Consider the following 21,279-nt stretch of genomic DNA (forward strand, 5'->3'; position numbering starts at 1 on the left):
AGCAAAGCGACGCAGGGCGTAACCCTTCACGAGCATTTCGGATACAGGCAGGATATCCGTTCATTGCGTCCGCATACCCGGCAAAACCCCATTCTTCTATGAAAAAAAGAACAGTTCTATCTTTTCTTACACATATAAAAGTAATATACTATGTATACTGTTTTTTAAACTTTATTGCAGCGGACCAAGGAGACTCTCATGACCTATTCGCTTGTCCTTCAAGCCACGGCCTTTCACAGCACGGGGCCGGAATCCTTTGAAATACTGGAAAACCGTCTCTTTTGCATTAACCGTGACGGTACGCTAGGCGCAGTCCTGGCGCCGGGCGATCCGGCCTGCGGCCCTTGCCTGGACGAGTCAAAACGCGCGGGTATATTCACCCGGCTCGGGAAAGGGCAATTCCTCTTGCCCGGATTCATTGACACACACGTACACGCACCGCAATGGGCCCAGGTCGGCAAAGCGCTTGACACGAATTTGCCGGTCTGGCTGAAAAACTATACCTTCCCGCTCGAAGCGGCATATAAAAATTTGGACTTCGCGCAGGAAATCTATGCGGATCTCGTCGATACGCTCACAGCAAACGGAACGACGACGGCACAATACTTCGGTTCCGTCCATCCGGCGCCGAACAAGCTTCTCGCCGACATTTGCGCCGCCAAAGGACAACGGGCCTTTATCGGCAAAGTTGTCATGGATCTTCCCGATCAGTGCCCCGATTACTATCGTGACGAATCGGCGGAAACGGCCCTGGCCGATACGGAAGAGTTTCTCCGCTACTGCGCGGGACTGAACAGGACAGTGCCGCAAGACATTGTCGGCGTTATTACGCCCCGCTTCATTCCGGCCTGCAGTGACGAAGCACTCCGCGGGCTCGGCGCATTGGCGGCCGAATACGGCGCACCCGTCCAATCACATTGTTCCGAAGGCGACTGGGAACACGCCTTTGTCATGGCGAGAACGGGCCTGCGTGATACAAAAGCGCATCTAAGGTACGGCCTTCTCACACAACGTACGACCCTGGCTCACTCCGTCTATTTAAACGATGACGATGCCGTCCTTTATAAAAAATACGGCGCCAATATTGCGCACAGCCCGCTTTCGAATATTTTTTTCGCCGGCTCCGTCTGCCCCGTCCGGCGTCGCCTGGATCAAGGGGTTATCGTTTCTTTGGCAACGGACATCTCCGCCGGCTACACGCCTTCCATGTTTGATGCCATGCGCCAGGCCGTCCTCTCATCACGCATTCTGACGAGCGGCACGGATCCCGCCGCACCTGCGGCACGGCGCGGCAGCCCCGGCTCGGCCATTGACTTTCGCCACGCCTTCTATATGGCGACTCTCGGCGGTGCGACGGCGCTGCGTATCAAGGCCGGCCAGTTCAAAAAAGGCAATGCGTTCGATGCGTTCGTATTCGATTGCAATGCGCCGTACAGCACAGCCGCTGCTATGAAAGCGACACGCTTACGGATATGCTGCAAAAAATAATTTTTACCGGACAACGTCAAAATATAACCTCTCTCTGGATACAGGGAAAGCCCGTCACACTTCACTAGGAGATTTATGTCGACAGAAGAATTGCAAACCCAACACTACGAAGGTTCGCTCCTCGTACAGCCTGATGAAGCCTTGCCGCCGCTCCAGTCGCTGCTTCTCGGTCTGCAGCATCTGCTGGCCATGGACATTTACGTTGTCCCCTTTATTATCGCAGGGATTTTGTCCTTATCTATTCAGGATTCGGCTTTTCTCATTCAGGCCACCTTTATCGCCAGCGGTCTGGGCACGCTCATCCAATCGCGTTTTCTCATGAAACTGCCTGTTGCCCAAGGACCTTCCTACGTTCCCATCGGCGCGATCGCCGGCATCGCCTTGGCGCACGGTACGGGTATCGACAGTCTGGCAGCCGTCTTCGGCGCGATTCTTGCCGGCAGCCTTGTCGTCTGCATACTCGGTCTCACCGGCATTGTGCGCAAAGCCATCAACTATTTCGTACCGCCGCTTGTCGGCGGTACGATCATCTTCGTCGTCGGGCTCTCCCTCATCCCCATCGGCCTGAAAGATAATATCTTCACCGTACACGGCACGGGTACGATTACGGAAAATATCGTCCTCGCTCTCGTTTCCGGCGGCGTTCTCACACTCTGCGTCATGTTCGGCCTTCATTTGGGAAAAAGGGGGAATTGGCTGCGCATCGGCTCCGTTATCATCGCCCTTATTGCTGGCTGTATTGTTGCCGCTTCACTGGGCCGCTTTTCTTTAAAAGCGGCGGAAGCCGCACCGTGGTTCTCCATGCCTCATTTTGCTTTTACCGGGTTTCCCGTCGTTTTCGACATGCCTGCCGTCATTACGATGGTCCTCATTTATATTGTTCTCCTGGCGGAAACCACGGGAACCTGGTTTGCCGTCAGCTCCGTTATTGAACGGCCGTTGACAAACGAACAGCTGGACAAAGGCATCCTCGGCGAAGGCCTCAGCTGCCTTATCGGCGGCCTGTTCGGCGGCACGCCGGCAACAGGCTACTCGACAAATGCCGGCCTTATTTCCATTACAGGCGTTGCCAGCCGGCATGCCTTTTACGGCTGTGCGTTCTGGATGGTCATGTTCGGCCTCTCCAATAAATTGGCTACGCTCATCGCGTCCATTCCGGCGCCCGTCATCGGCGGAATCTTCGTAATCGTTTCGTCCATTATCGCCCTCAGCGGGTTCCGTGTCATTCGCCGGCTTGACCTGGATGAACGGAATATGTTTATCATCGGCTTACCGACCATTACAACGATGGCTCTCTATCTCCTGCCGCAGGATTACGTAGCCGGTTTGCCGCCGCTTCTCCGCTATCTGTTAAGCTCGTCCATTGCGACTGCCGCTATGGTAGCCATTATTTTGAACAAAGCCCTGCCGCAGAAAATCAACTTATATAACGATAAAGACTGAGCCTTTGCTCACTAAAAGGATGTGAACTTCTTGCCCGATTCACCGCATACCCACTACCGCCGCGGCCTTATTGCCGCCTGCAGCAGCTTCATCATTTGGGGCACTCTGCCTTTATATTGGTATTTTTTATCTCACGTAGAAGCAGGTGAAATTCTCGCCCACCGCATTGCCTGGTCCTTCATTTTCATGATATTCGTCCTGATCTTTACGAGCCGCAAGCAATTGACGACGGACTTGCATTTCCTTGCACAAGACAAAAAACGTATAGGGTTTCTCATTCTTGCAGCCCTGCTCATTACAGCCAACTGGCTGATTTATATTTGGGCAGTCACGCACGGCCATGTCATCGACACGAGTATCGGCTACTATTTGAACCCCCTTATTTCCGTGCTCCTCGGCGTCGTCTGTTTTTCCGAAAAATTAAGTATGCCCAAACAAATCAGTGTGGTCTTGGCAGGTATCGGCATTGCACTCATGACCTGGCAAAGCGGACACTTTCCCTGGATTGCCCTGTTGGTGTCCGGAACCTTTGCTCTGTACGGAGCCGTTAAGAAGGGGCTTCATCTCAATCCCGTATCGAGCATTACCTTGGAAACCTTCATCGTCCTCGCTCCTTCTATTTTTTATATTTATAATTTAAGTCAAAACGGACGCGGTCATTTTCCGTTCGGCGATGTGACGACCGCCCTCTTATTACTCGGTGCCGGCATTGTCACGGCCGTTCCCTTGTTGCTCTTTTCGTACGGGGCCAACGAACTGCCCCTGAACGTCCTGGGCTTTACGCAATACATCAGCCCGACCCTGGCCTTTTTCTGGGGCATATTTTTCTTCCGCGAACCTTTCAGTGCGGATAATCTCATGTCCCTGTCTCTCATTTGGGTATCCTTAATTATCTTCAGCCTCGGCGAACGCCTGCAAACGCAAACATCCCGTTATAAGCAAAGGACACGCATATGATGACAATTAGAACGGCATCTCCCGATGATGCACCGCGCCTTGCCGAAATTTACGCCTATTATGTAAAAAATACGGCTGTTTCCTTTGAGTATGACGTACCGACAACCGCCGAGTTCCGGTGCCGTATTATAGAAACATTAAGACAATACCCCTACTTTGTCGTTGAAGACACGGGAACCGTTCAAGGATATACTTATGCCGGCCCGTTTATGCCCAGAGCGGCTTACGCCTAGTCCTGCGAACTTTCCGTTTACGTAGCGCACGAAGCGCGGCACGGCGGGTTCGGGCATATGCTTTATGAACGCATGGAAAAAACACTGTACTCCATGGGAATAAAAAACCTCTACGCCTGCATCGGCTATCCGGAAAAAGAAGACGAATATCTGACGCGGGACAGCTTCAACTTCCATAAGCATCTGGGATTTAAGCAAATCGGATATTTTCGACACTACGGCTATAAGTTCGGACGGCCTTACAGTATGGTATGGCTGGAAAAGGTAATAGCCCGTGCCGAGCTGTCACCTGCACCGGTACAACCGTACGGGGACACATAAAAACGGTTCGGATGCATCCGAACCCGTTTTTATGTGTCTGCATGCTGTCAACCGAAGATAAATAATGACTATTATAACTAAGACGGCAACAGACTGCTACATATAAGAATTTACATATAAGCCATACGGATAAAATTCCCTATTTCAATACCGGAAAAGAGAACCCATGGGATGATGACACCGAGTACAATCATCAGAGCGGAAGGGCTGGCCGTTTTGCCGATACGCGCCGCCTGTTCGGAAGTGAGGCTGACATAGTTCGATTTCCTGCCGTAGAAATTATATGTTTCCTGCCCTTCCGAAAGGAAAAGGATAAGCAAATAAATGCTGCCGAAGGGGATGATGCTAACAAGCAGCCACCAGCCGCTCTTATTGACATCATGCAGGCGGCGTACACTGAGACAAAGGAAAGGAAGGAATAACGCAAGCTCGCAGAGTATCATAAGTATAAAACCCGTATAGGGTATAAACAATCCGAATAACCCTAAAACGGAAAAAAGCATCATAGCCGTACCGCTGAACTTCCAATATTCGCCGCGCGATGCGCGGCCCTGTATAACAGCATATTTTTTTGTCACTATGTATATAAAATTTTCTATAAAGCCTTTGCCGCGAACGACCTCCAATTCTTCATTCGACAACGCAGACACATCCGTCGGTCCGCAGGAATTTTTGCCGTAAGCGGCCGTATAGGCATCATTTTCCATTGCGTCCCCCGTCACAAGCGCGCCGCATTCAGCACAAAACTTTTGATCGTCGGCGACAGGAGAGCCGCATTTCGTACAAAACATACCGTCACTTCCTTTTATCATTAAAATTAAATGCACTGTCGGCAGGCAACAAGTGTTCACCACGACATACCCGCACCTGAAAAGGCGTCGTCTCCGGGAGACGACGCCACCGTTTTTCAGGACAGCAAGACTTTTTCATTTTTTACAACGTCAAGAGCCGCCGTGCAGGCATCACAATCACAATATTCAGCTCCCCGGGCTTTAATGTCTCTGGCGTGCGCTTCCAGCGCTTTGGCGCCGGCTTCACCGAGAACTTCCGCGGCAACGGGAGAGCCGGCAAAAGCGATGGTTTCATCCACTGTACTGATATCGGCTTTCGCTTCTTCTACGAGCACTGCCGCCGCCGCATTCTCACGTTCTGTTCCGACCGCGTCCAAATATGCCTGTCCGGCCTTTTTAAGACCTTCATAGGCGGACGGAGCGGCAACTATTTTACGAACCGCCTCTATTACATCTTGTTTATTCATATAGCCTACCCCCTAAAAGAACCATAAATTAGCACTGTACAGGTACAGTATAACACAGGCCGTAAACAAATGAAAATAAATTCACATGAACCCGTTCGGCCGTTCGACGGGCGGAACAATTAAGCCCCCGATAAGTTGATTAATATACCCGGTGCACCGTATCTAACAGATAGGTTACAGAGAAAAGCGTTACCTCCGTCTGCCGTGCCGCAAGGCCTTTTTCGGTCCGGTCAGAATTGTCTGTCGTAGAGATGGCTTTTTGTCAGGAATTCTTCTACCGTATTAAAGCCGAGCGCCTTAAGCATCCCGATAACATAGGGATTTTCCATAGGCGTTTCAAATTCCGCTGCGTCGGCATATGCCTGAACCTGCTTTTTCCCTTCTTCTTTCGGAATGATGGCGCGGGGGCCGCCGACGCAGCCGCCGATGCACCCCATACCTTCAAAGAAGTTACCGTCGCGGTTACCCGCAAGAATATCGTTAATCATTTCTTTACAGCCGGGAACCCCGTCAGCACGCCGTGTTGCCAGTTTGATCTTCCTGTCTGGATTCAGCTTTTCAAGAGTTCTTTTAACGGCAGCGGCAACCCCGCCGGCATAGGCATAGCTGATACCCGTCGTCGAAGCATGCGGCTGAGAGTCCTCAGGCATTTCCGCCGGGTTCAAATTCGTCACGGTCAGAAGATCACGCAATTCCTGATAAGTCAGGACATAATCAATAGCACCTTCTATATCAGGTTCGTTTTTTTCAGCTTTTTTAGCCAGGCACGGCCCGATAAAAACGGTCTTCGCCTGCGGATGAAGTGCCTTTACCGTCCTGCCGCCGGCAATCATCGGGGATACTGAACCGGGTACATTCGGCAGAAGCTGATGATAGAGCTTTTTAATCATGGCAATCCACATGGGGCAACAACAACTGGTTAACTGGAAATCATTTTCGGAGCGGATATTTTTATCGAATTCGAGAGCTTCTTTCAAAGTCAAAATATCGGCAAAGGCCGCGACTTCCAGCATGCCCGTAAAACCGAGCGCTTTCAGGGTTGCACGCATCTTCCCCAGCGTTACGTCCGCACCGAACTGACCGGCAATAGCGGGGGCGACAAGAGCGTAAACAGGGCCGTCATACTGATGAAGCTCCTGTACGACAGGGATAATATCTTTCTTTGTCTTCAGGCTTTCCATTTCACACGCATCGATACATGCCTGACAGCCGACGCACTTTTTCGGGTCGACGGCGATGCCGACTTCACCTCCCGGCTTCAGCGCATCCCATTCACAGGCATCCTCACAATGCCGTTCATCAGGCGGACACAGACAAGGTTTCACGCGCACAACCGTACCGTCATCGGGCAGAACGAGACACTCGACAATTTTCGGATCAGCACCTTCAGGAGCCAACTCCACTTTACCGTCCGCCGCATTCTTGAGCATAGTAAAATACAATTCATCTAGCGTATCCATCCGTTTTCCCTCCAAATAAAGCACAAAGACGTATTCTTTAGCGTCATTATATGCTTTCGCAAAGAGAATAACAATGGTCTTTTTCCATGCTTTCATATGAATTGAGAATAATCAGTCACGCCTTGTCTGCACGATCGCATCATCAATAACCGTGCCGTCGACCTTACAGGCACGGATACGATAGGCATCGGGCCGCACTTCCAGTTCTATGTACACAGGCATATCCAAGGGATTATAGTAAACCGCGTCAAAAGAACGCTTACGGGCATCACGCCACCCTTCGGAACCGGAACGGCCCGTCGTAATATAAACGGTGCCGCTTTTGTCTGCCGCACCGGCCCTAAGCGGCACGGAGCGGGCGTAACAATGTTCATGAGCCGTCAGTACGAGAGGTACCCTGTATTTATCAAAAACAGGCAGGAAGGCGGCGCCGATGGTGTCGACTTGTCCTGAATACGGTGTGCTCCACGGCGAACGATGCATGAGAATGATAAGGCGCTGCTTGCGTTTCACGGCTTCTTCCAAATCGGCGTCGAGCCAGGCGGCTCCATCCGTAAGCATGGTCGGGTTTTGCTCGCGCAGCTCCTCATAGTCCGTGTTCAGGCTCACATAATGAACATCCCCGTAATCAAAAGAATACGCTAATTTGCGCTGCCCTTTCGGTCCGTTTTCCGGGACCGGGAACAGAGCCGTATATATTTCCGGCGGCGCAAAGGACCAGTCCAGACTGTACGCCTCATGATTACCGAGAACAGGTGCAAAGGGAAGATGTGCCAAAGGCCTCCCTCCTTCCAGCCAAGGCCCGCCATTGGAACCAAGCCTGGCCGTTATCCGTTAAATCTCCCATACCGATCCAGAAAACCGCATCATTGCTATTTGTTGCCGCCGCCTGTACCGTTTTGCCCCACACATCGTAATCAACGGACTGCGAATCGCCCATAACGATGACTTTGTATGTATTTTCTTTCTTCTTGCCCGTCTTAAACGACTGCCACTCTTTCATCTCCGCAGCCGACCCGATGCGGAACTCATATACCGTCTCCGGTTCAAGGTCATGCATGGCCGCACTGTAAGTATACGGCGCCTGTTGCCAATCGGCATTGTACCGCGGCGGCCGCGGTTGTTCGGTTACGGGAACCTGTATTTCCTGCGCGTCTTTCCGCTTACGATATATAAAGCGATAATCGGATCGTCCTTCCGCATCCTGCCAGGTAACGGAGCGCGACACGGCCCCGTCGGCGCCGACAACCTGCAGCACATATTCAGCCGCGGCGTAAGACGGGCCGATACCGCCCAAAAAGCCGATTACCGCCGCAAGGACAGCAGCGCATAATACGATGCGTCTCATTTCCAATCAACCCTTTCACAATATATAGTAACCGGTACGATTATACCAGAACCGACAAAAGAAAAAGAAGGTCCTTCGCAAGAAGAACCTTCCTGTCCGAACATGTATTAAATCATGGCTATGAAGGGCGACACGACGAGGAGAATACCCGAAAAGACGATAAGGTTGAGAATACTGCCTTTATACTGATGAAGCGAAGCCACCTTGTAAACGAGATATGCCGGAATAAGGCAGCCGATACAACCGAGGATAGGTCCCAGGAAGGACAGCAGTTTCAATACGGGAGCATTTAGAACGATTGCGCTCCACGATACGGCAACGGCAAAGACGAGAATGCCTCTGGCAACAACTTCACGATTGATCTTTTCTGCCGGTACGGCGCGTGAAAGAAGGTTCATGGCAATACCGGTGCATGCTTCTTTGAAGCCGAGGAAAACACTGAAAAATGCGGTTACGACAGCAAAGATATTGAGAACAAGACTGAAAATTTTAACAACATCGCCATCTGCACCCTTGGCTACCATAGCGAGGGCGGAAATATTATGAGTATATGCTTCCACCGCCTGTTCGTGGCCCATTGCCAGGTTGAAGGACATGGCGTACGAGAAAATGGTAATGAACAGCACGAAGAAGGCAATCTTCATGGCCCGCATCGCTTTAAAACGGGCTACGTAAATGGATTTATGATGGGACCGGTAGGAAATAACCATCGGGCTGAGGCAGGGGATAAAGATGATCGACGTCAAGGTATAGGAAGCATGATGATCGTCTGCTTGATGATATAAGCAATGTCGGGAAATTCCCCGATATTCGCCAAATCCCAGGATTGAATCATGAGCAGGCCGAGACAGGCGACAACACAAAGCTTCGTCAAAACCATGAGCGTGGAAACCTTGAAGATAAGCTTTTCACCGCGTGAAGCGATAGCCACCATAAAGCAGATCACAGCCAAGCCGTAAAGCGGATTTTCCGAAAGAAGCCCGTCCGTTACGCCGAAAGACTGAAGAAAGGACGCACTGTCATTAGTAAGCGCCGTAGAATACATGAATACGCAAATCAGGCTCATCATAAAATATAAAATGCCGAGAATAAAGCCCCAGTTCTTGCCGAGATACCCTCCGATAACACTGGGATAATCGTCGCAGTCGGGCGAATCGACCAAAGTATTAATGAAAAGACGCTGCAATAAATAAATCGACGGGTACGCGATAGCCGCCGAAAGCAGGAATACCCATACCCCGACAAGGCCGACCTGTACGGGCAGAAAAACGATCCCCGCCCCGATAGCCATGCCGATGCTCATAACAATCCAACCCCAGTCGGTACTGTCAAACTTGACGGCATTTTTCCATTCCGTCTCGGACATACCGGCCTGTCTTGCTAAACTACTCGTTGACATATATGTGACCTCCGAACTGTGTTAAATCACTGTATTTCCGCTGCCCGGTTACCCTGTTCTCCGGGAGCGTCTTAAATCGTACGTACCGAAATTACGCTTCTTAAATCATGATCATCCCGTACAGCGCATGCACGGAAAAAGCCAAAACGAAAAGTGTGCCGATCTGTGTCATAGTTCTGCTCCTCTCTATATAATTCACGCATTGAACCGAAATCGTCCTATGAGGTAAAACGATTTTTTACATACCTAAATGATATCATCTATACCCGTTCGGCTCAATAATATCGTTTTTTCATGATACGAAACTATTTATTCCTTTTGTTTCTTTATGATAGATTTTTGGACGGTTTTCTGCTACAATTCAATTAAAAGAGAGCTTTTTCGACTTTGTACATAAAAACACATATTTCTACGAAACTTTTTTAGGCGGACTATGGTAAATTTACAGCAGGAAATCGGTAATAAGATTAAAATTTACCGCAAAAAGAAAAATTTAACAATTCAGGAACTGGCCGATGCCATTTGCAAAAGCAAGGCCACCGTCAGCAAGTACGAAAACGGACAAATATCAATGGATATTTTGACGCTTTATGACATTGCCCGCGCCTTAGGGATCCATGTGGAACAACTGCTCCACCCTGTAGAAGACAAAACGCTGGACATGACGGAAGCGCGATTGCCCGCTTTTTTCAGAAACACAAAACAATTATACCTTTATTTCTTCGACGGCCGCAGCAATGAAATCAGCCGCGGGGTCCTGGACGTCTTGGCCAAGACCGGCCCGAACACATATAAAATCATGCTTTACGCCAACATCAACGCTTTACGAGACTTACCAGGACTGTGAAAGCACGTATTGGGGCACATTAATACACCATGATACGCTCTCGACGATGACCCTCATGAATCAAAACACACAGACAGAGCAGCTGACGGTTACCATCCTCTCGGCATTCATTGACGTACCTGCCAAATGGGGCCTGCTCAGCGGCATTTCGACGCGGCCGCTCATGCCGGTGGCAACAAAAGTCTGTTTGACAAAAAAACCGCAAAAAGAGACGGATGATTTCAAGAAAGCCCTGAAGATTTCAAAGGAAGATATACGTCACATGAAACTCTATAACATGCTTTCCATCACATAAAGACAAAGCAAACTTCAGAATATGTTGGTAATGTCGTCAACAAAGCCGTTTATTTCTATAATTTCATTCTGTTTCTTTATTTAGAAAGTTGTTTTTAAAACTTTTATGCACCGGCACGGGACACGTTTTTTAATTATGACCTGCATTTCCCGGATCTCCGGCCGGGCAGTGGCGGTAACGCCTTTTCCGCCTTGACAAGCCGCCTCGATTCCCCGTATAATAAATAATGTACTTGCCACTTTAGCTCAGCTGGTAGAGCATCTCATTCGTAATGAGAGGGTCGTTGGTTCAAATCCGATAAGTGGCTCCAAGTCAAAAAGAGCAATGATTCCCGTTGCTCTTTTTTTGTCCGTATGCCAAGGGGCTGTAACAAAATGAGCGTTCCGCCTCATTTCAATTACAGCCCTTTATGTATAAACAACTGATTGAAATCGATATCCTTTCTACCAAATAAACAGATATTACTCTCTTAAATTTTATATTTTTGAAATTCCGTTGCAAATATCACATATTTTCTTAAAAAGCCGTAGTATGATTATAAGCGAGAAAGACTCACATACATTCCGGCCTGTCGGGGATGAAAGGAGGCGTACTTATGTGGCAGGTTATTCCTGATTATTATAAGGATGAGACACGTTGTGTCAGCTGCGGCTGTTGCGTAGCCTTATGCCCTGTCGGCGCATTGACAATGAAAGCGGATGAAAACGGCAGAGTATTGCCGGCTTTTGATAAATATAAGTGTATCCGCTGTAACCGTTGCGTAGATGCATGCCGTATCTATGAAAGCTATACGCCGCAGGCGCTCAAAAGCTCAGCCTCCTCTCTTGAGGCCGTCATGAAATAAAAGCCGACTCCTCCAAATAACGCCTTTTCCTGTGCGGAAAGGCGTTATTTTTATATCTTTTGTTCCCTTTCTCCGTATCTTTCGTTCAAAAGCTGCCAGAAAGCGCGACATGTTTTCGACATAAGACGGTCCCGCTTGCGTACGACTACGGCTGTCGTCGTTACGGGCGGTTCAAAAGGAATAAAACGGACACGCTTTGTTTCTTCCTGCAAAAGGCCGTCAATAGAAACGGCATTGGCAATTCCCGTCTCTACGAGAAGGGCGGCATTACCGATCAGATCAAAACGGCCGACTACATGCAGATCCTCCTCCGTGAGGCTGCCCTGTGACCATCGTACAAAATCAAAGCTCTGCATCCGGTGCCGCGAAGACAGGAGAAGGGGCATCTCTTTTACGTCGGCGGGGCAAATACATGCCTTTTCCGCCCATCTGCTGCCGGCGGCCGTTATAATGCCGACGCGATCGGCTTCGGGCAGGCGGATATACTCATAAGATTCCAGCCGCACCGGTTCCAGAAGAAGGCCGAAATCGAAAAGGCCGTGCTCCAGTCGTTCCGTGACAGTATCGGCATTACCGCTGAAAAATTCACAGGTTATGCCGGGATATTGCCGGTACAGTCCTGCAAAGAGATTGGCTACCAGATACATGCTGTGCGTTTCCGCCGCGCCGATCCGGATCGTACCGGCCAAATCGGTTGCGTCATTTTTTACTTCTTCTTCCGTCTGTGTCACGAGAGACAGGATTTCTTCGGCCCTCTGCCGCAAGTGCATTCCTTCTTCAGTAAGTATCGTATTTCTGTTAGTCCTCACAAAAAGCCTTTTCCCCAGTTCCGCTTCCAGATCGGCAATTTGCCGTGATAAGGTAGGCTGCGTCACATGAAGAAGATTCGCCGCTTCCGTCATATTCTCTTCCCGCGCTACTGCCAGGAAATATTGCAGTGCCCGTATTTCCATATTTTTCATCTCCTCGTGTAATAATAATTGCAACTTCCGCAATACAAAACAGGCATATCTAATATTTTACTATAAGTATTTCACATTTCCATCAGTGCTTGTTAAAATATACCCGGACAAAGAGGGATGCTATGAGAAATACCATCCGCCGCGACTTCAAACAAACCGGCCGTTCCGACACGTTCATCAAAAAACACGAGAAGGCGGAGATACGGCAGCCGATTCCTATTTTAGAGCGGTATCATAAGGATATGGCTTCATCCCTTGAAACAACGGAAGAATTTAAATTGCGTCGATTATCTTATTTTACGTTACGGAAAAACCGTTCCGACAGAGAAAAGGAGAACTCCTATGAAAAAGCAAACGGCAGGCCATGATATACTGGGTGATTTCGCTCCCCAATTCGCAGCATTGAACGACGATGTATTATTCGGTGAAGTATGGTCCCGTGAAAACAAACTCCCGTTGAAACTTCGTTCCCTTGTCACGATCAGCGCGTTAATCGGCAAGGGAATGACAGACGACTCCCTTCGCTATCACCTGCAAACGGCAAAAAACAACGGCATAACCCGGTCGGAAATGGCGGAAATTCTGACACATATCGCCTTCTATGCGGGCTGGCCCAACGCCTGGGCCGCCTTCCGCCTGGCAAAGGACATCTATACAGATGATAACACGGAAGAACACGGCGGTATCTTCGGTCAAGGCAAGCTCAATACCGCCTATGCACAATATTTTATCGGCAAATCTTATCTGAAAGCCTTAACCCCGGCAGACGCTCCTCTTCCCGTCCATAATGTCACGTTCGAACCGGCCTACCGCAATAATTGGCATATCCACCGGGCGGCAAGCGGCGGCGGTCAGCTGCTCATCTGCATTGACGGCAAAGGGTGGTATCAGGAATACGGCCGGACCGCACAGAATCTGAAAGCAGGCGATATCGTAGAAATCCCGGCAAATGTAAAACACTGGCACGGTGCTGAAAAAGACAGTTGGTTCAGCCATCTTGCCCTGGAAATTCCCGGTACGGATACTTCCACCGAATGGTGTGAGCCCGTAACGGACGATGTGTACGCGGCACTCTAACAGTCTAACAGAGAGGAGAATTGTTTATGAAAAGGACATTAATTCTATATTATTCCCACTCCAACGGCAATACAAAGAGCCTGGCAGAAGAACTGCAAAAGACAACGGGTGGCGACTTGGCCGCGATTGAAACGGAGAAACCGTACACCGGTTCCTATGACGAGATCGTAAAAGAAGCACAGGATGAAGTAAAAAAGAGTATGCGCGCCCGATTAAGCCGTTACCTTATAATATAGGCGATTATGATGTCATTGCCGTCGGCACACCCACCTGGTGGTATACGATGGCACCCACCGTAAAGACTGTCCTGTCACAGCATGATTTCACCGGCCGGACAGTCATTCCCTTTATGACACATGCAGGCTGGCCCGGTCATACACTTAGGGATATGGCGGCGGCCTGCAAGAATGCAGCTATCGCGGCGGCAAAAGAAATCCGTTTCGACGGAAGCGGCGGGCCCACTCTCGTTACGCCTCGACAGGAGATCGACACGTGGTTGGAAGAAGTGCGGAAAATCGTATTATAGAAAAAAGGCTTTACATTTATCTTCCTTGCAGTACAATACGGGGTAGATACTCGCAAGGAGGCTATTATATGTCCGCTACTGTTGAACTGCGCCCTTTTCCTCCGTTTTTACCGCCTCAGGCGACGGTCATCATGATGGGAAGTTTTCCGCCGACTGCAAAAAAGAGGGCCATGTCTTTTCATTATCCCAATTTTCAAAATGATATGTGGCGTGTCTACGGTCTTGTCTTCTTTAACGACAAAGAACATTTCCGCAAGGAAGGGGAGAAGGCCTTTGACGCGGATAAAATAAAATCTTTCCTTACAGAAAAAGGCATAGCCTCCTGTCCTTCCGTCGTCAGAGCGATTCGTGAAAAGGGTAACGCCTCCGATAAGTTTCTGAAAGTCATCGAAACGGTTGATTTGGCGGATCTCTTGAAGAAAATCCCGAAATGCCGTTACATCTGCACGACCGGCGGTAAAGCAACGGAAATTCTCCTCGGTCTTATTCCGACCCCTCCGAAGCTGCCGAAGACGAACGAATCCGTTACTTTTTCCTGTGACGGCAGGGAAATTACGCTGACGCGATTACCGTCAACTTCCAGAGCCTACCCGCTGAGCCTGGCAAAAAAGGCGGCCGCCTACAAAGCGTTCTTTGCGACGGCAGGCCTTATTTAGAAGGAACTACTTGCATACATAACCAAAGAAGTATATGATAATACAAAAAGGCGGCGAAGTCACTCGTCGCCTTTCTCAATAGGAGGGAACGCACAATGCTGTCTGTACGAGAGCTAGCCGCTAAAGAAAAAGAAACAACCGTCGCCTTACGCCGCCATTTCCATGAATATCCCGAACTTTCGCAAGAAGAGTTTGCAACAATGGACTATATTGAAGACCGGCTCCACAGCTGGAATATCCCCACTGTTCGCGTACCCCGGGGCGGTGTTATCGCCACTGTCGACAGCGGTAAACCGGGTTGGACAGTCCTTGTCCGTGCCGATATCGATGCGCTTGCCATTGAGGAAAAAAATACGAACCTGAGTGCAAAAAAAGCGGTCCTTTCAAAGAATAAGGGCGTTATGCACGCCTGCGGTCATGACGGCCATATGGCCATGGCCCTGACGGAAGCAAAAATTCTATCAGCCCACACGGATGCCTGGGAAGGCAGAGTTATTTTTATCTTCGAAGAAGCGGAGGAAGTCGGTGAACGGGGTATCTCCGCCCTGCTCCGTTACTTGCGCGACCACGCCGTTCACATCGACGCGGCCTACGGCACACACGTCATGTGGCGCCTTCCGGCCGGCAAGACGGGTATCCTCTACGGTACGGCTATGGCCGGCGCCTTCTTTTTCGCAGTGAAGCTCCACGGTTACGGCGGTCACGGCTCCCGGCCCGATATGGCAAAAAGCCCGATTGAAGCCTTTGTTTCCATTCAGAGTGAACTGCGCGCTTATCGTATGCGCGCCGTCCCGCCGGAAGAAAGCCTGACCTACTCTATCGGCTGCGTGAACGCCGGCTCCAAGCCGAATATCATTCCGTCGGAGCTTTCCTTCGCCGGCACGATGCGTTGCACAGATAACGATAACGGCCTGGCATTCCGTGAATTCTTCAAAACCGCGTGTGCCCGTATTGCCGAAGAATACGGCTGCACTGCAGAATTCGTTGAAGATCAGTACATTCCCGTTGCAATGAACAACAAGGAGCTCGTCGACCTGGCCCGTCATGCCGTCGTCAATACCCTCGGCGAAGACGCTCTTGATCCGGACTGCCCTATGTGGATGGCATCGGAAACCTTTGCCGTCATTCAAACTGCATACCCGTCAGTGCTCTTCTTTACAGGTATCCAGGATGCTGAAGTCGGCAGCGGCGCGCCTCATCACACACCGGAGTTCGACCTTTCCGAGGACGGCCTTGTCGCCGGCGTCGGAGCCGCACTTGCTTTCATCTTAGCCGCCCTCAGGGAAAAACCGGCTACACCGTCTTTTAAAGCCTCCGATCTGGATACGGTCCTTGAGATGTTTGATCCTGACAACCGCAAATAACTTTACCGGAAACGGAAAAAGCCTGCAGGGAAATGTGGAATCATTTTTTCTGCAGGCTTTTTAATTTACTCTATACGGGCATGTTTTCTATTCTTCATACGCACTTCATATATCTTCCGTACAGGTAAGACGGTTTTTAAGCTTTTAAAGCAAAGCTGCCCCATAAATGACACCTTACCCGCACCTGTCAATATACCGTCTTCATAGGTCATCAGCCCCCGGGATGATGGAAAAAGCGGCACATATTTTGCAAAACGAACGGCTATGAGAGCGTTCGTCACTTTCGGGCAGAGATGGATGAGCGCTTTACCGTGCAGAGCGTCTTCCAACTTGCATAAAAAGGGGTAGAGATAAAACTGCGTATACGAAGAAGTGCCGTAATTGCCTAAAATCTCAACGGCGCTTGCCGAGTCGTCAATACTGATAACCTTTGCACCCGATCTTACAAGCTGTCCGTAATAAAAAACAAGGAAGTCGGCAATCTTTTTTATAACCGCCTCAAATTCAAAAACCTCTTTACGCATGTCTCGCAGAACCGTTTCGGTTTCCATTAATCCGAAAAGCACATTTAAAGGCCCGCTGCCTTCAATAAAAACAGGTATTTTCTGCCGTCTGAAATATGAACAGCACTTGATTATTTCTTCCAAACGCCGGACATATACGGCATGGGGTATTCTCACATTGAGAAAATCGGCAAAGCTTTCGTAAGCACCGCGCATACTGCGAGGACCGCTTTTTTCATCCCCGCCATGAAGAATACCGCCGCAAGCGCCGACTTCAACAACATGGTCAAACGGCAAAAAGACCATTTTCTCATTGAAGGCCGTCTGCACGCGTACGGCGATATCCGTCATGTATTTTCTGTGCCAATAGACATCCGGTACAGGCAATCCGCTGCGGGTAATAATTTCCTGTATCTCCTTTTCCCGCTCCGTCAGCGGGCACTCAAAGGGTACAATCCGTGCCATTTATGCCTGTTCAAGCCCCTTCGGAAAGGCGCCTTTTTTCGCACCGCCGCCATATGTCGTAGCGGCATTCATGAGCGCAATAAGGTTTTCTGCAGGCGTGCCCACAGGAGTGGTACAGCCGGGGCTCAAAACAAAGCCGCACGGATTGTCCGCCGCTTCGCGAAGACAACGGATAACCTCACGGCGCATGTCATCCGGCGTTCCGTTACGCAAGAGATCGACAGGATCGACATTGCCGATGATGCCGATGCGGCTGCCGAACAGATTCTTCAAATCCGTCATGTTCTCAATGTTGTCGACGGAAAAGGAAGAAATGCCGAAATCTACGATTTCCTGCCATCTGTCATGAGTTGTGCCGCAAATATGCATACTCGGCTTGGAGCCGAAAATTTTCGTCATCCGTTCTACTGTCTGTGTCATATAAGGGACGGCGTATTTTTTGAACATTCGCGGCGAAAGGAGATTGCGTGCAATGATCGGTTCGGCAATAGACGCCTTGATTCCGCAGTTCTTGTAGAGGCCTTCCGCCGCCGCCACGACATTGTCCGTCGCGAACTGGAGGAGCTTTTCCGTTTCCTCGGGTTTCTTCATCATATCTTTGAGGAATTTTTCCGTCCCGATAAGAAAGGCTGCAACCGTAAAAGGACCGCCCATGCCGGTGCCGATAATATGGGTTTTGCCGAATTTTTCCTGCAACCGGTTAAAAGCTTCCACCATAATCGGAAAACGGCCGTCTTTCGTTACGTCGACAAGCCGCATAGTATCAAGTTCATCATATGAATCAATAGCATGGCCCTCTACATGAGACACATTGTTTTCCGGTGTCACAATGGGTACTCCCAACGCTTCGGCAACACCGCGCAACCCGACGCCCATGCCCATATTGTCGGCGCCGAAATCTTCGGCAATCTTTGTCTCCACTTCGACCATAAGATCTGCGGAAAAATAATAATCCCTATTTTGAATACCGTAACGCAGAGGACTCGTTTCTGCTGCCGTAAGCACGGCCGGGATACGATCCACCTCTTCTCCTGCCGCATAAGCCGTAAGCCGTTCACGCGGCGTCATTTCCGTTTTGATCAGTTCCATGTCATACACTCCTCAGCGCAAAAATATGAACCTTTTTTCTTACCACGTTTATATACTAATCTGCCCGTTTAATTATAGCATTGCCCCGACAGTGGTACTAATCGGCATTTTCTATACAAGGCAAGCATTTATTATTTTTCTGTATAAGGCAGAGCCGTACCGTAAAAAGATACCGGTGGTAACCCGTACCCGAATCCCTACCACATAGGCACCAAAGCCCCTTTATCATGTTGTGCGAAGTAAGCTTTCATTTCGTCTGTCTGCGACGCCTTAATCAAATCCTGTACCCATTGCGCATCCTTATCTTCCTGTCGAACCACAAACCCCAAAGCATAATCTTTGCTGTCTTTCGATTCAGCAAGATACTTGGAAGGATCCTTACCGGCATTGGCCATATGTGCCGATGCCAGCGCAATAGCATCATAATCTCCGATAGCCTGCGCCAACGAGGTCATTTCCGCCTCAACAAATTTAAATTTATGCGGATTATCTTTAACGTCATAAATCGTAGCATTTTCGACACCCTGATTTAAAGTGATAAGGCCCAATTCAGCCAACATTTTCAACCCGCGATTACGATTTGTCGTATCATTGCAAAGACCGATAACGGCACCATCGGGAATTTGCTTTACATCCGTATACTTATCGGAATAAAGACCGAAGCGCGCGTAATGCGTATACGGTTTAACCATCACAAAATCCGTCCCCTTGGATTTATTATAGCTTTCCAAATACGGCAGATGTTGATACCAATTGACATCAATACTCTTTTCGCCGAGTGCGACATTCGGTAAAATGCTATCTTCAAAAGGTGTTACTTCCAACGTATAACCCAGCTTTTCCAGAGGCATACGCAAAAGTTCCGCCCGCTCCGCACCGTCGGCTCGAACACCTAATTTAATAACCTTCTTATCACCTTGAGCCGTACCGCTGTTGTCCAAAGTTCCGCATCCGGCCAGAACAAACAGTAAAGAGGTCACTATTAATACCATAATACATACTACTGTCTTTTTCATTTCTTTTCCTCTCTTCTTATTTTAATTTATTATATACAATATCCCCGATACACTGAATTACCAATACCAGGATAACTAAGATAACGCAGATGGAATACATAACCATGTCATTAAAATTCTGATACCCGTAAATCATAGCCGTCGCCCCCAACCCGCCGGCACCGATTGCCCCGGCCATGGCCGTTGCCCCGAGAAGATTGATAATTGCCAGTACGACACCGGAAACAATAGCCGGAACGGCTTCGACGAGCATGACGCGCATAACAATTTGTATTTTAGATGCTCCGAACGATTGCGCGACTTCAATAAGAGCCGGATTTACTTCCTGTAATGCATTCTGTATGATACGCCCCATAAAGGGCGAGCATGCAAAAGTCAACGGGACGATAGCCGCCTGCCAGCCGATAGAGGTTCCTACAAGAAATCTCGTCAGCGGTATGATGGATATCATCAGAATGATAAACGGAAAGGAACGGACAACACTGACAAATACATCAAAAACCCGATATAAGAGCGGGTTTTCACAAAGTCCGCCTTTGCGAGTAAGCGCCAACATGAGGCCGATACACATACCGAAGAATACGGAAAGAATCATTGCCCATAAAAGCATCTTCATCGTCGCCAGAAAAGACGGAATGATAAGCACGCTGAAAAGCTGTCCGAAAGACATATTTTGTAACGGCATCTTATATCACCCGCTCTTTCTCACTTGCCTCAGTTTTGAGATAATGCCATATACAGTTTTTATTTTCCAAATAAGCAGCCACTCTTTCTCTGTCCCTATCTGTAATGCCCAGCCGGAAAACAGCCAGTCTGTCACTGGAAAATGTTTCGATACCGCCGCCGAGCGTCTTAAAAGATATATCCAACGTACGGGCTATATCGGCAAGAAGATTGAGTGTATCATCCGTTACTTCATAAGCAATTTGGATTATATTGCCGTCTGCCGCATTATACCGTTCTTCCTCTTCACCGAGAAGACGTTTCAGTGCGTTCGGCCGTTTAATAAATATAGATTTCACAGACCCTTCGGCGGCAATTTTTCCGTTCTCCAGAATACACGCCTTATTACAAATCTGACGAACAACTTCCATTTGATGAGTCACTACAATAACCGTAATACCGGTCTTTACATTAATTTGCTGCAAAAGATTCAAAACAGAACTGCTTGTGTTAGGATCCAATGCCGATGTAGCTTCATCACTCAACAGTAATTTCGGTTCCATTGTCAATGCTCTGGCAATAGCCACTCGCTGCTTTTGCCCGCCCGATAAACTGCGGGGACGTACAGCAGCTTTATCGGCAAGGCCCACTAATTCGAGCAAATCAGTAACCTTTTTCCTGATTTTTTCATTTGAATACCCCCAACACTTCATCGGTAAGGCAACATTTTCATAAACCGTGCGGCGTTCCAAAAGAGAGAAATTCTGTAACACCATGCCTACACGACGACGAACTTCCCTCATTTCCTTATATGTCAAATCCTTTACTTCCTTGCCGTCAAGAAAAATGTGCCCGCTATCATACCCGGCAAGACCGTTGATACAGCGCAACAGCGTAGACTTCCCCGCACCGCTGCGTCCGACAAGAGCATAAATATCACCGTCTTCAATCGTAAGGTTAATATTATCCAAAACAGTAACACCGTCAGACCATAATTTTTTCAAATTCTTAATTTCAATCAAAAATACTCCCTCCGCTATAATTAACCATGCTGAAACAAAAAAA

23 protein-coding genes, 1 tRNA gene and 2 pseudogenes are annotated in these 21,279 nt (G+C 49.0%); 14 read left to right on the plus strand and 12 right to left on the minus strand.

What is annotated here, in order from left to right; all coding sequences use genetic code 11:
• Positions 1-198 precede the first annotated feature (198 nt).
• From HMPREF0080_RS02270 to HMPREF0080_RS10480, 4 genes and pseudogenes are all read left to right on the plus strand, one after another.
• Positions 199-1,488 (plus strand): amidohydrolase family protein, encoded by a 1,290-nt coding sequence (locus HMPREF0080_RS02270; RefSeq protein WP_006789539.1) that lies wholly within the window; start codon positions 199-201, stop codon positions 1,486-1,488.
• 75 nt (positions 1,489-1,563) lie between these two features.
• Complete coding sequence (locus tag HMPREF0080_RS02275) at positions 1,564-2,931, plus strand: uracil-xanthine permease family protein (protein WP_006789540.1); 1,368 nt, start codon at positions 1,564-1,566, stop codon at positions 2,929-2,931.
• A gap of 30 nt (positions 2,932-2,961) precedes the next feature.
• Positions 2,962-3,888, plus strand: coding sequence for an EamA family transporter RarD (gene rarD / locus HMPREF0080_RS02280; RefSeq protein WP_040346932.1), 927 nt, complete (start codon positions 2,962-2,964; stop codon positions 3,886-3,888).
• Positions 3,888-4,442 (plus strand): annotated as a pseudogene (locus HMPREF0080_RS10480) (N-acetyltransferase family protein). Before rarD ends, HMPREF0080_RS10480 begins: the two are co-directional and overlap by 1 nt.
• Positions 4,443-4,552: 110 nt before the next feature.
• On the opposite strand, the gene HMPREF0080_RS09030 reads toward HMPREF0080_RS10480, so the two are convergent.
• The 6 genes and pseudogenes from HMPREF0080_RS09030 to HMPREF0080_RS02310 form a co-directional block, all read right to left on the minus strand.
• Positions 4,553-5,233, minus strand: a complete 681-nt coding sequence (locus HMPREF0080_RS09030; RefSeq protein WP_050808804.1) for a DUF805 domain-containing protein — start codon at positions 5,231-5,233, stop codon at positions 4,553-4,555.
• A gap of 116 nt (positions 5,234-5,349) precedes the next feature.
• Positions 5,350-5,700, minus strand: a complete 351-nt coding sequence (locus tag HMPREF0080_RS02295; RefSeq protein ID WP_006789545.1) for a hypothetical protein — start codon at positions 5,698-5,700, stop codon at positions 5,350-5,352.
• A gap of 230 nt (positions 5,701-5,930) precedes the next feature.
• On the minus strand, positions 5,931-7,160 hold the full coding sequence (locus HMPREF0080_RS02300; protein ID WP_040346963.1) for a [Fe-Fe] hydrogenase large subunit C-terminal domain-containing protein: 1,230 nt from the start codon (positions 7,158-7,160) through the stop codon (positions 5,931-5,933).
• Positions 7,161-7,271: 111 nt separating this feature from the next.
• Positions 7,272-7,937 carry a metallophosphoesterase gene (locus tag HMPREF0080_RS09600; RefSeq protein ID WP_006789547.1) on the minus strand — a complete coding sequence of 222 codons (666 nt, stop codon included), beginning with the start codon at positions 7,935-7,937 and terminating at the stop codon, positions 7,272-7,274.
• Positions 7,903-8,508: a fibronectin type III domain-containing protein gene (locus HMPREF0080_RS09605; RefSeq protein WP_006789548.1), complete on the minus strand. Its 606-nt coding sequence runs from the start codon at positions 8,506-8,508 to the stop codon at positions 7,903-7,905. Before HMPREF0080_RS09605 ends, HMPREF0080_RS09600 begins: the two co-directional genes overlap by 35 nt.
• Positions 8,509-8,615: 107 nt before the next feature.
• A pseudogene (locus HMPREF0080_RS02310) lies at positions 8,616-9,907 on the minus strand (SLC5/6 family protein).
• A 433-nt stretch (positions 9,908-10,340) separates the two neighbouring features.
• On the opposite strand from HMPREF0080_RS02310, the gene HMPREF0080_RS10150 reads away from it, so the two are divergent.
• The 4 genes from HMPREF0080_RS10150 to HMPREF0080_RS02325 all read left to right on the plus strand — a co-directional run bounded on the left by HMPREF0080_RS10150 (position 10,341) and on the right by HMPREF0080_RS02325 (position 11,893).
• Positions 10,341-10,754, plus strand: coding sequence for a helix-turn-helix domain-containing protein (locus HMPREF0080_RS10150; RefSeq protein WP_006789551.1), 414 nt, complete (start codon positions 10,341-10,343; stop codon positions 10,752-10,754).
• A gap of 55 nt (positions 10,755-10,809) precedes the next feature.
• Positions 10,810-11,049 (plus strand): hypothetical protein, encoded by a 240-nt coding sequence (locus tag HMPREF0080_RS10155; RefSeq protein ID WP_216436675.1) that lies wholly within the window; start codon positions 10,810-10,812, stop codon positions 11,047-11,049.
• Positions 11,050-11,283: 234 nt separating this feature from the next.
• A tRNA-Thr gene (locus tag HMPREF0080_RS02320) sits at positions 11,284-11,359 on the plus strand.
• Between the two features lie 285 nt (positions 11,360-11,644).
• Positions 11,645-11,893 (plus strand): NADH-quinone oxidoreductase subunit I, encoded by a 249-nt coding sequence (locus HMPREF0080_RS02325; RefSeq protein WP_006789553.1) that lies wholly within the window; start codon positions 11,645-11,647, stop codon positions 11,891-11,893.
• Positions 11,894-11,943: 50 nt separating this feature from the next.
• On the opposite strand, the gene HMPREF0080_RS02330 is transcribed toward HMPREF0080_RS02325, so the two are convergent.
• Positions 11,944-12,846: a LysR family transcriptional regulator gene (locus HMPREF0080_RS02330; RefSeq protein ID WP_040346935.1), complete on the minus strand. Its 903-nt coding sequence runs from the start codon at positions 12,844-12,846 to the stop codon at positions 11,944-11,946.
• 131 nt (positions 12,847-12,977) lie between these two features.
• On the opposite strand from HMPREF0080_RS02330, the gene HMPREF0080_RS02335 reads away from it, so the two are divergent.
• The 6 genes from HMPREF0080_RS02335 (at position 12,978) to HMPREF0080_RS02355 (ending at position 16,478) form a co-directional block, all read left to right on the plus strand.
• Entirely contained in the window at positions 12,978-13,223 is a 246-nt protein-coding gene (locus HMPREF0080_RS02335; protein ID WP_006789555.1) for a hypothetical protein, read from the plus strand.
• Positions 13,198-13,932 carry a carboxymuconolactone decarboxylase family protein gene (locus HMPREF0080_RS02340; protein ID WP_006789556.1) on the plus strand — a complete coding sequence of 245 codons (735 nt, stop codon included), beginning with the start codon at positions 13,198-13,200 and terminating at the stop codon, positions 13,930-13,932. The genes HMPREF0080_RS02335 and HMPREF0080_RS02340 overlap by 26 nt, the downstream gene beginning before the upstream one ends.
• A 26-nt stretch (positions 13,933-13,958) precedes the next feature.
• Positions 13,959-14,168, plus strand: a complete 210-nt coding sequence (locus HMPREF0080_RS11225) for an NADPH-dependent FMN reductase family protein (RefSeq protein WP_006789557.1) — start codon at positions 13,959-13,961, stop codon at positions 14,166-14,168.
• A gap of 47 nt (positions 14,169-14,215) precedes the next feature.
• Positions 14,216-14,458: an NADPH-dependent FMN reductase family protein gene (locus tag HMPREF0080_RS11230; protein WP_006789558.1), complete on the plus strand. Its 243-nt coding sequence runs from the start codon at positions 14,216-14,218 to the stop codon at positions 14,456-14,458.
• Between the two features lie 68 nt (positions 14,459-14,526).
• The gene (locus HMPREF0080_RS02350; protein WP_006789559.1) at positions 14,527-15,114 is read left to right on the plus strand and encodes a hypothetical protein; all 588 of its coding nucleotides are present in this window, start codon (positions 14,527-14,529) and stop codon (positions 15,112-15,114) included.
• A 95-nt stretch (positions 15,115-15,209) separates the two neighbouring features.
• Entirely contained in the window at positions 15,210-16,478 is a 1,269-nt protein-coding gene (locus HMPREF0080_RS02355; protein ID WP_006789560.1) for a M20 metallopeptidase family protein, read from the plus strand.
• Positions 16,479-16,543: 65 nt separating this feature from the next.
• On the opposite strand, the gene HMPREF0080_RS02360 is transcribed toward HMPREF0080_RS02355, so the two are convergent.
• From HMPREF0080_RS02360 to HMPREF0080_RS02380, 5 genes are all read right to left on the minus strand, one after another.
• Positions 16,544-17,446: a uroporphyrinogen decarboxylase family protein gene (locus HMPREF0080_RS02360; RefSeq protein WP_006789561.1), complete on the minus strand. Its 903-nt coding sequence runs from the start codon at positions 17,444-17,446 to the stop codon at positions 16,544-16,546.
• On the minus strand, positions 17,447-18,535 hold the full coding sequence (locus HMPREF0080_RS02365; protein ID WP_006789562.1) for a uroporphyrinogen decarboxylase family protein: 1,089 nt from the start codon (positions 18,533-18,535) through the stop codon (positions 17,447-17,449).
• Between the two features lie 197 nt (positions 18,536-18,732).
• Positions 18,733-19,551 (minus strand): MetQ/NlpA family ABC transporter substrate-binding protein, encoded by an 819-nt coding sequence (locus HMPREF0080_RS02370; protein WP_006789563.1) that lies wholly within the window; start codon positions 19,549-19,551, stop codon positions 18,733-18,735.
• A 16-nt stretch (positions 19,552-19,567) separates the two neighbouring features.
• Entirely contained in the window at positions 19,568-20,236 is a 669-nt protein-coding gene (locus HMPREF0080_RS02375; RefSeq protein ID WP_006789564.1) for a methionine ABC transporter permease, read from the minus strand.
• 1 nt (position 20,237) lies between these two features.
• Complete coding sequence (locus HMPREF0080_RS02380) at positions 20,238-21,236, minus strand: methionine ABC transporter ATP-binding protein (RefSeq protein WP_006789565.1); 999 nt, start codon at positions 21,234-21,236, stop codon at positions 20,238-20,240.
• Between the last annotated feature and the right edge of the window lie 43 nt (positions 21,237-21,279).

The sequence above is a fragment of the Megasphaera geminata F0357 genome (assembly GCF_000239275.1).
Lineage (GTDB): Bacteria > Bacillota > Negativicutes > Veillonellales > Megasphaeraceae > Megasphaera > Megasphaera geminata.

Coding starts and splice junctions, on each gene's coding strand:
- HMPREF0080_RS02270 (WP_006789539.1), top strand. CDS start 199: ATGACCTATTCGCTTGTCCTTCAAGCCACGGCCTTTCACAGCACGGGG.
- HMPREF0080_RS02275 (WP_006789540.1), top strand. CDS start 1,564: ATGTCGACAGAAGAATTGCAAACCCAACACTACGAAGGTTCGCTCCTC.
- HMPREF0080_RS09030 (WP_050808804.1), bottom strand. CDS start 5,233: ATGTTTTGTACGAAATGCGGCTCTCCTGTCGCCGACGATCAAAAGTTT.
- HMPREF0080_RS02295 (WP_006789545.1), bottom strand. CDS start 5,700: ATGAATAAACAAGATGTAATAGAGGCGGTTCGTAAAATAGTTGCCGCT.
- HMPREF0080_RS02300 (WP_040346963.1), bottom strand. CDS start 7,160: ATGGATACGCTAGATGAATTGTATTTTACTATGCTCAAGAATGCGGCG.
- HMPREF0080_RS09605 (WP_006789548.1), bottom strand. CDS start 8,508: ATGAGACGCATCGTATTATGCGCTGCTGTCCTTGCGGCGGTAATCGGC.
- HMPREF0080_RS10150 (WP_006789551.1), top strand. CDS start 10,341: ATGGTAAATTTACAGCAGGAAATCGGTAATAAGATTAAAATTTACCGC.
- HMPREF0080_RS10155 (WP_216436675.1), top strand. CDS start 10,810: ATGAATCAAAACACACAGACAGAGCAGCTGACGGTTACCATCCTCTCG.
- HMPREF0080_RS02325 (WP_006789553.1), top strand. CDS start 11,645: ATGTGGCAGGTTATTCCTGATTATTATAAGGATGAGACACGTTGTGTC.
- HMPREF0080_RS02330 (WP_040346935.1), bottom strand. CDS start 12,846: ATGGAAATACGGGCACTGCAATATTTCCTGGCAGTAGCGCGGGAAGAG.
- HMPREF0080_RS02335 (WP_006789555.1), top strand. CDS start 12,978: ATGAGAAATACCATCCGCCGCGACTTCAAACAAACCGGCCGTTCCGAC.
- HMPREF0080_RS02340 (WP_006789556.1), top strand. CDS start 13,198: ATGAAAAAGCAAACGGCAGGCCATGATATACTGGGTGATTTCGCTCCC.
- HMPREF0080_RS11225 (WP_006789557.1), top strand. CDS start 13,959: ATGAAAAGGACATTAATTCTATATTATTCCCACTCCAACGGCAATACA.
- HMPREF0080_RS11230 (WP_006789558.1), top strand. CDS start 14,216: ATGGCACCCACCGTAAAGACTGTCCTGTCACAGCATGATTTCACCGGC.
- HMPREF0080_RS02350 (WP_006789559.1), top strand. CDS start 14,527: ATGTCCGCTACTGTTGAACTGCGCCCTTTTCCTCCGTTTTTACCGCCT.
- HMPREF0080_RS02355 (WP_006789560.1), top strand. CDS start 15,210: ATGCTGTCTGTACGAGAGCTAGCCGCTAAAGAAAAAGAAACAACCGTC.
- HMPREF0080_RS02360 (WP_006789561.1), bottom strand. CDS start 17,446: ATGGCACGGATTGTACCCTTTGAGTGCCCGCTGACGGAGCGGGAAAAG.
- HMPREF0080_RS02365 (WP_006789562.1), bottom strand. CDS start 18,535: ATGGAACTGATCAAAACGGAAATGACGCCGCGTGAACGGCTTACGGCT.
- HMPREF0080_RS02370 (WP_006789563.1), bottom strand. CDS start 19,551: ATGAAAAAGACAGTAGTATGTATTATGGTATTAATAGTGACCTCTTTA.
- HMPREF0080_RS02375 (WP_006789564.1), bottom strand. CDS start 20,236: ATGCCGTTACAAAATATGTCTTTCGGACAGCTTTTCAGCGTGCTTATC.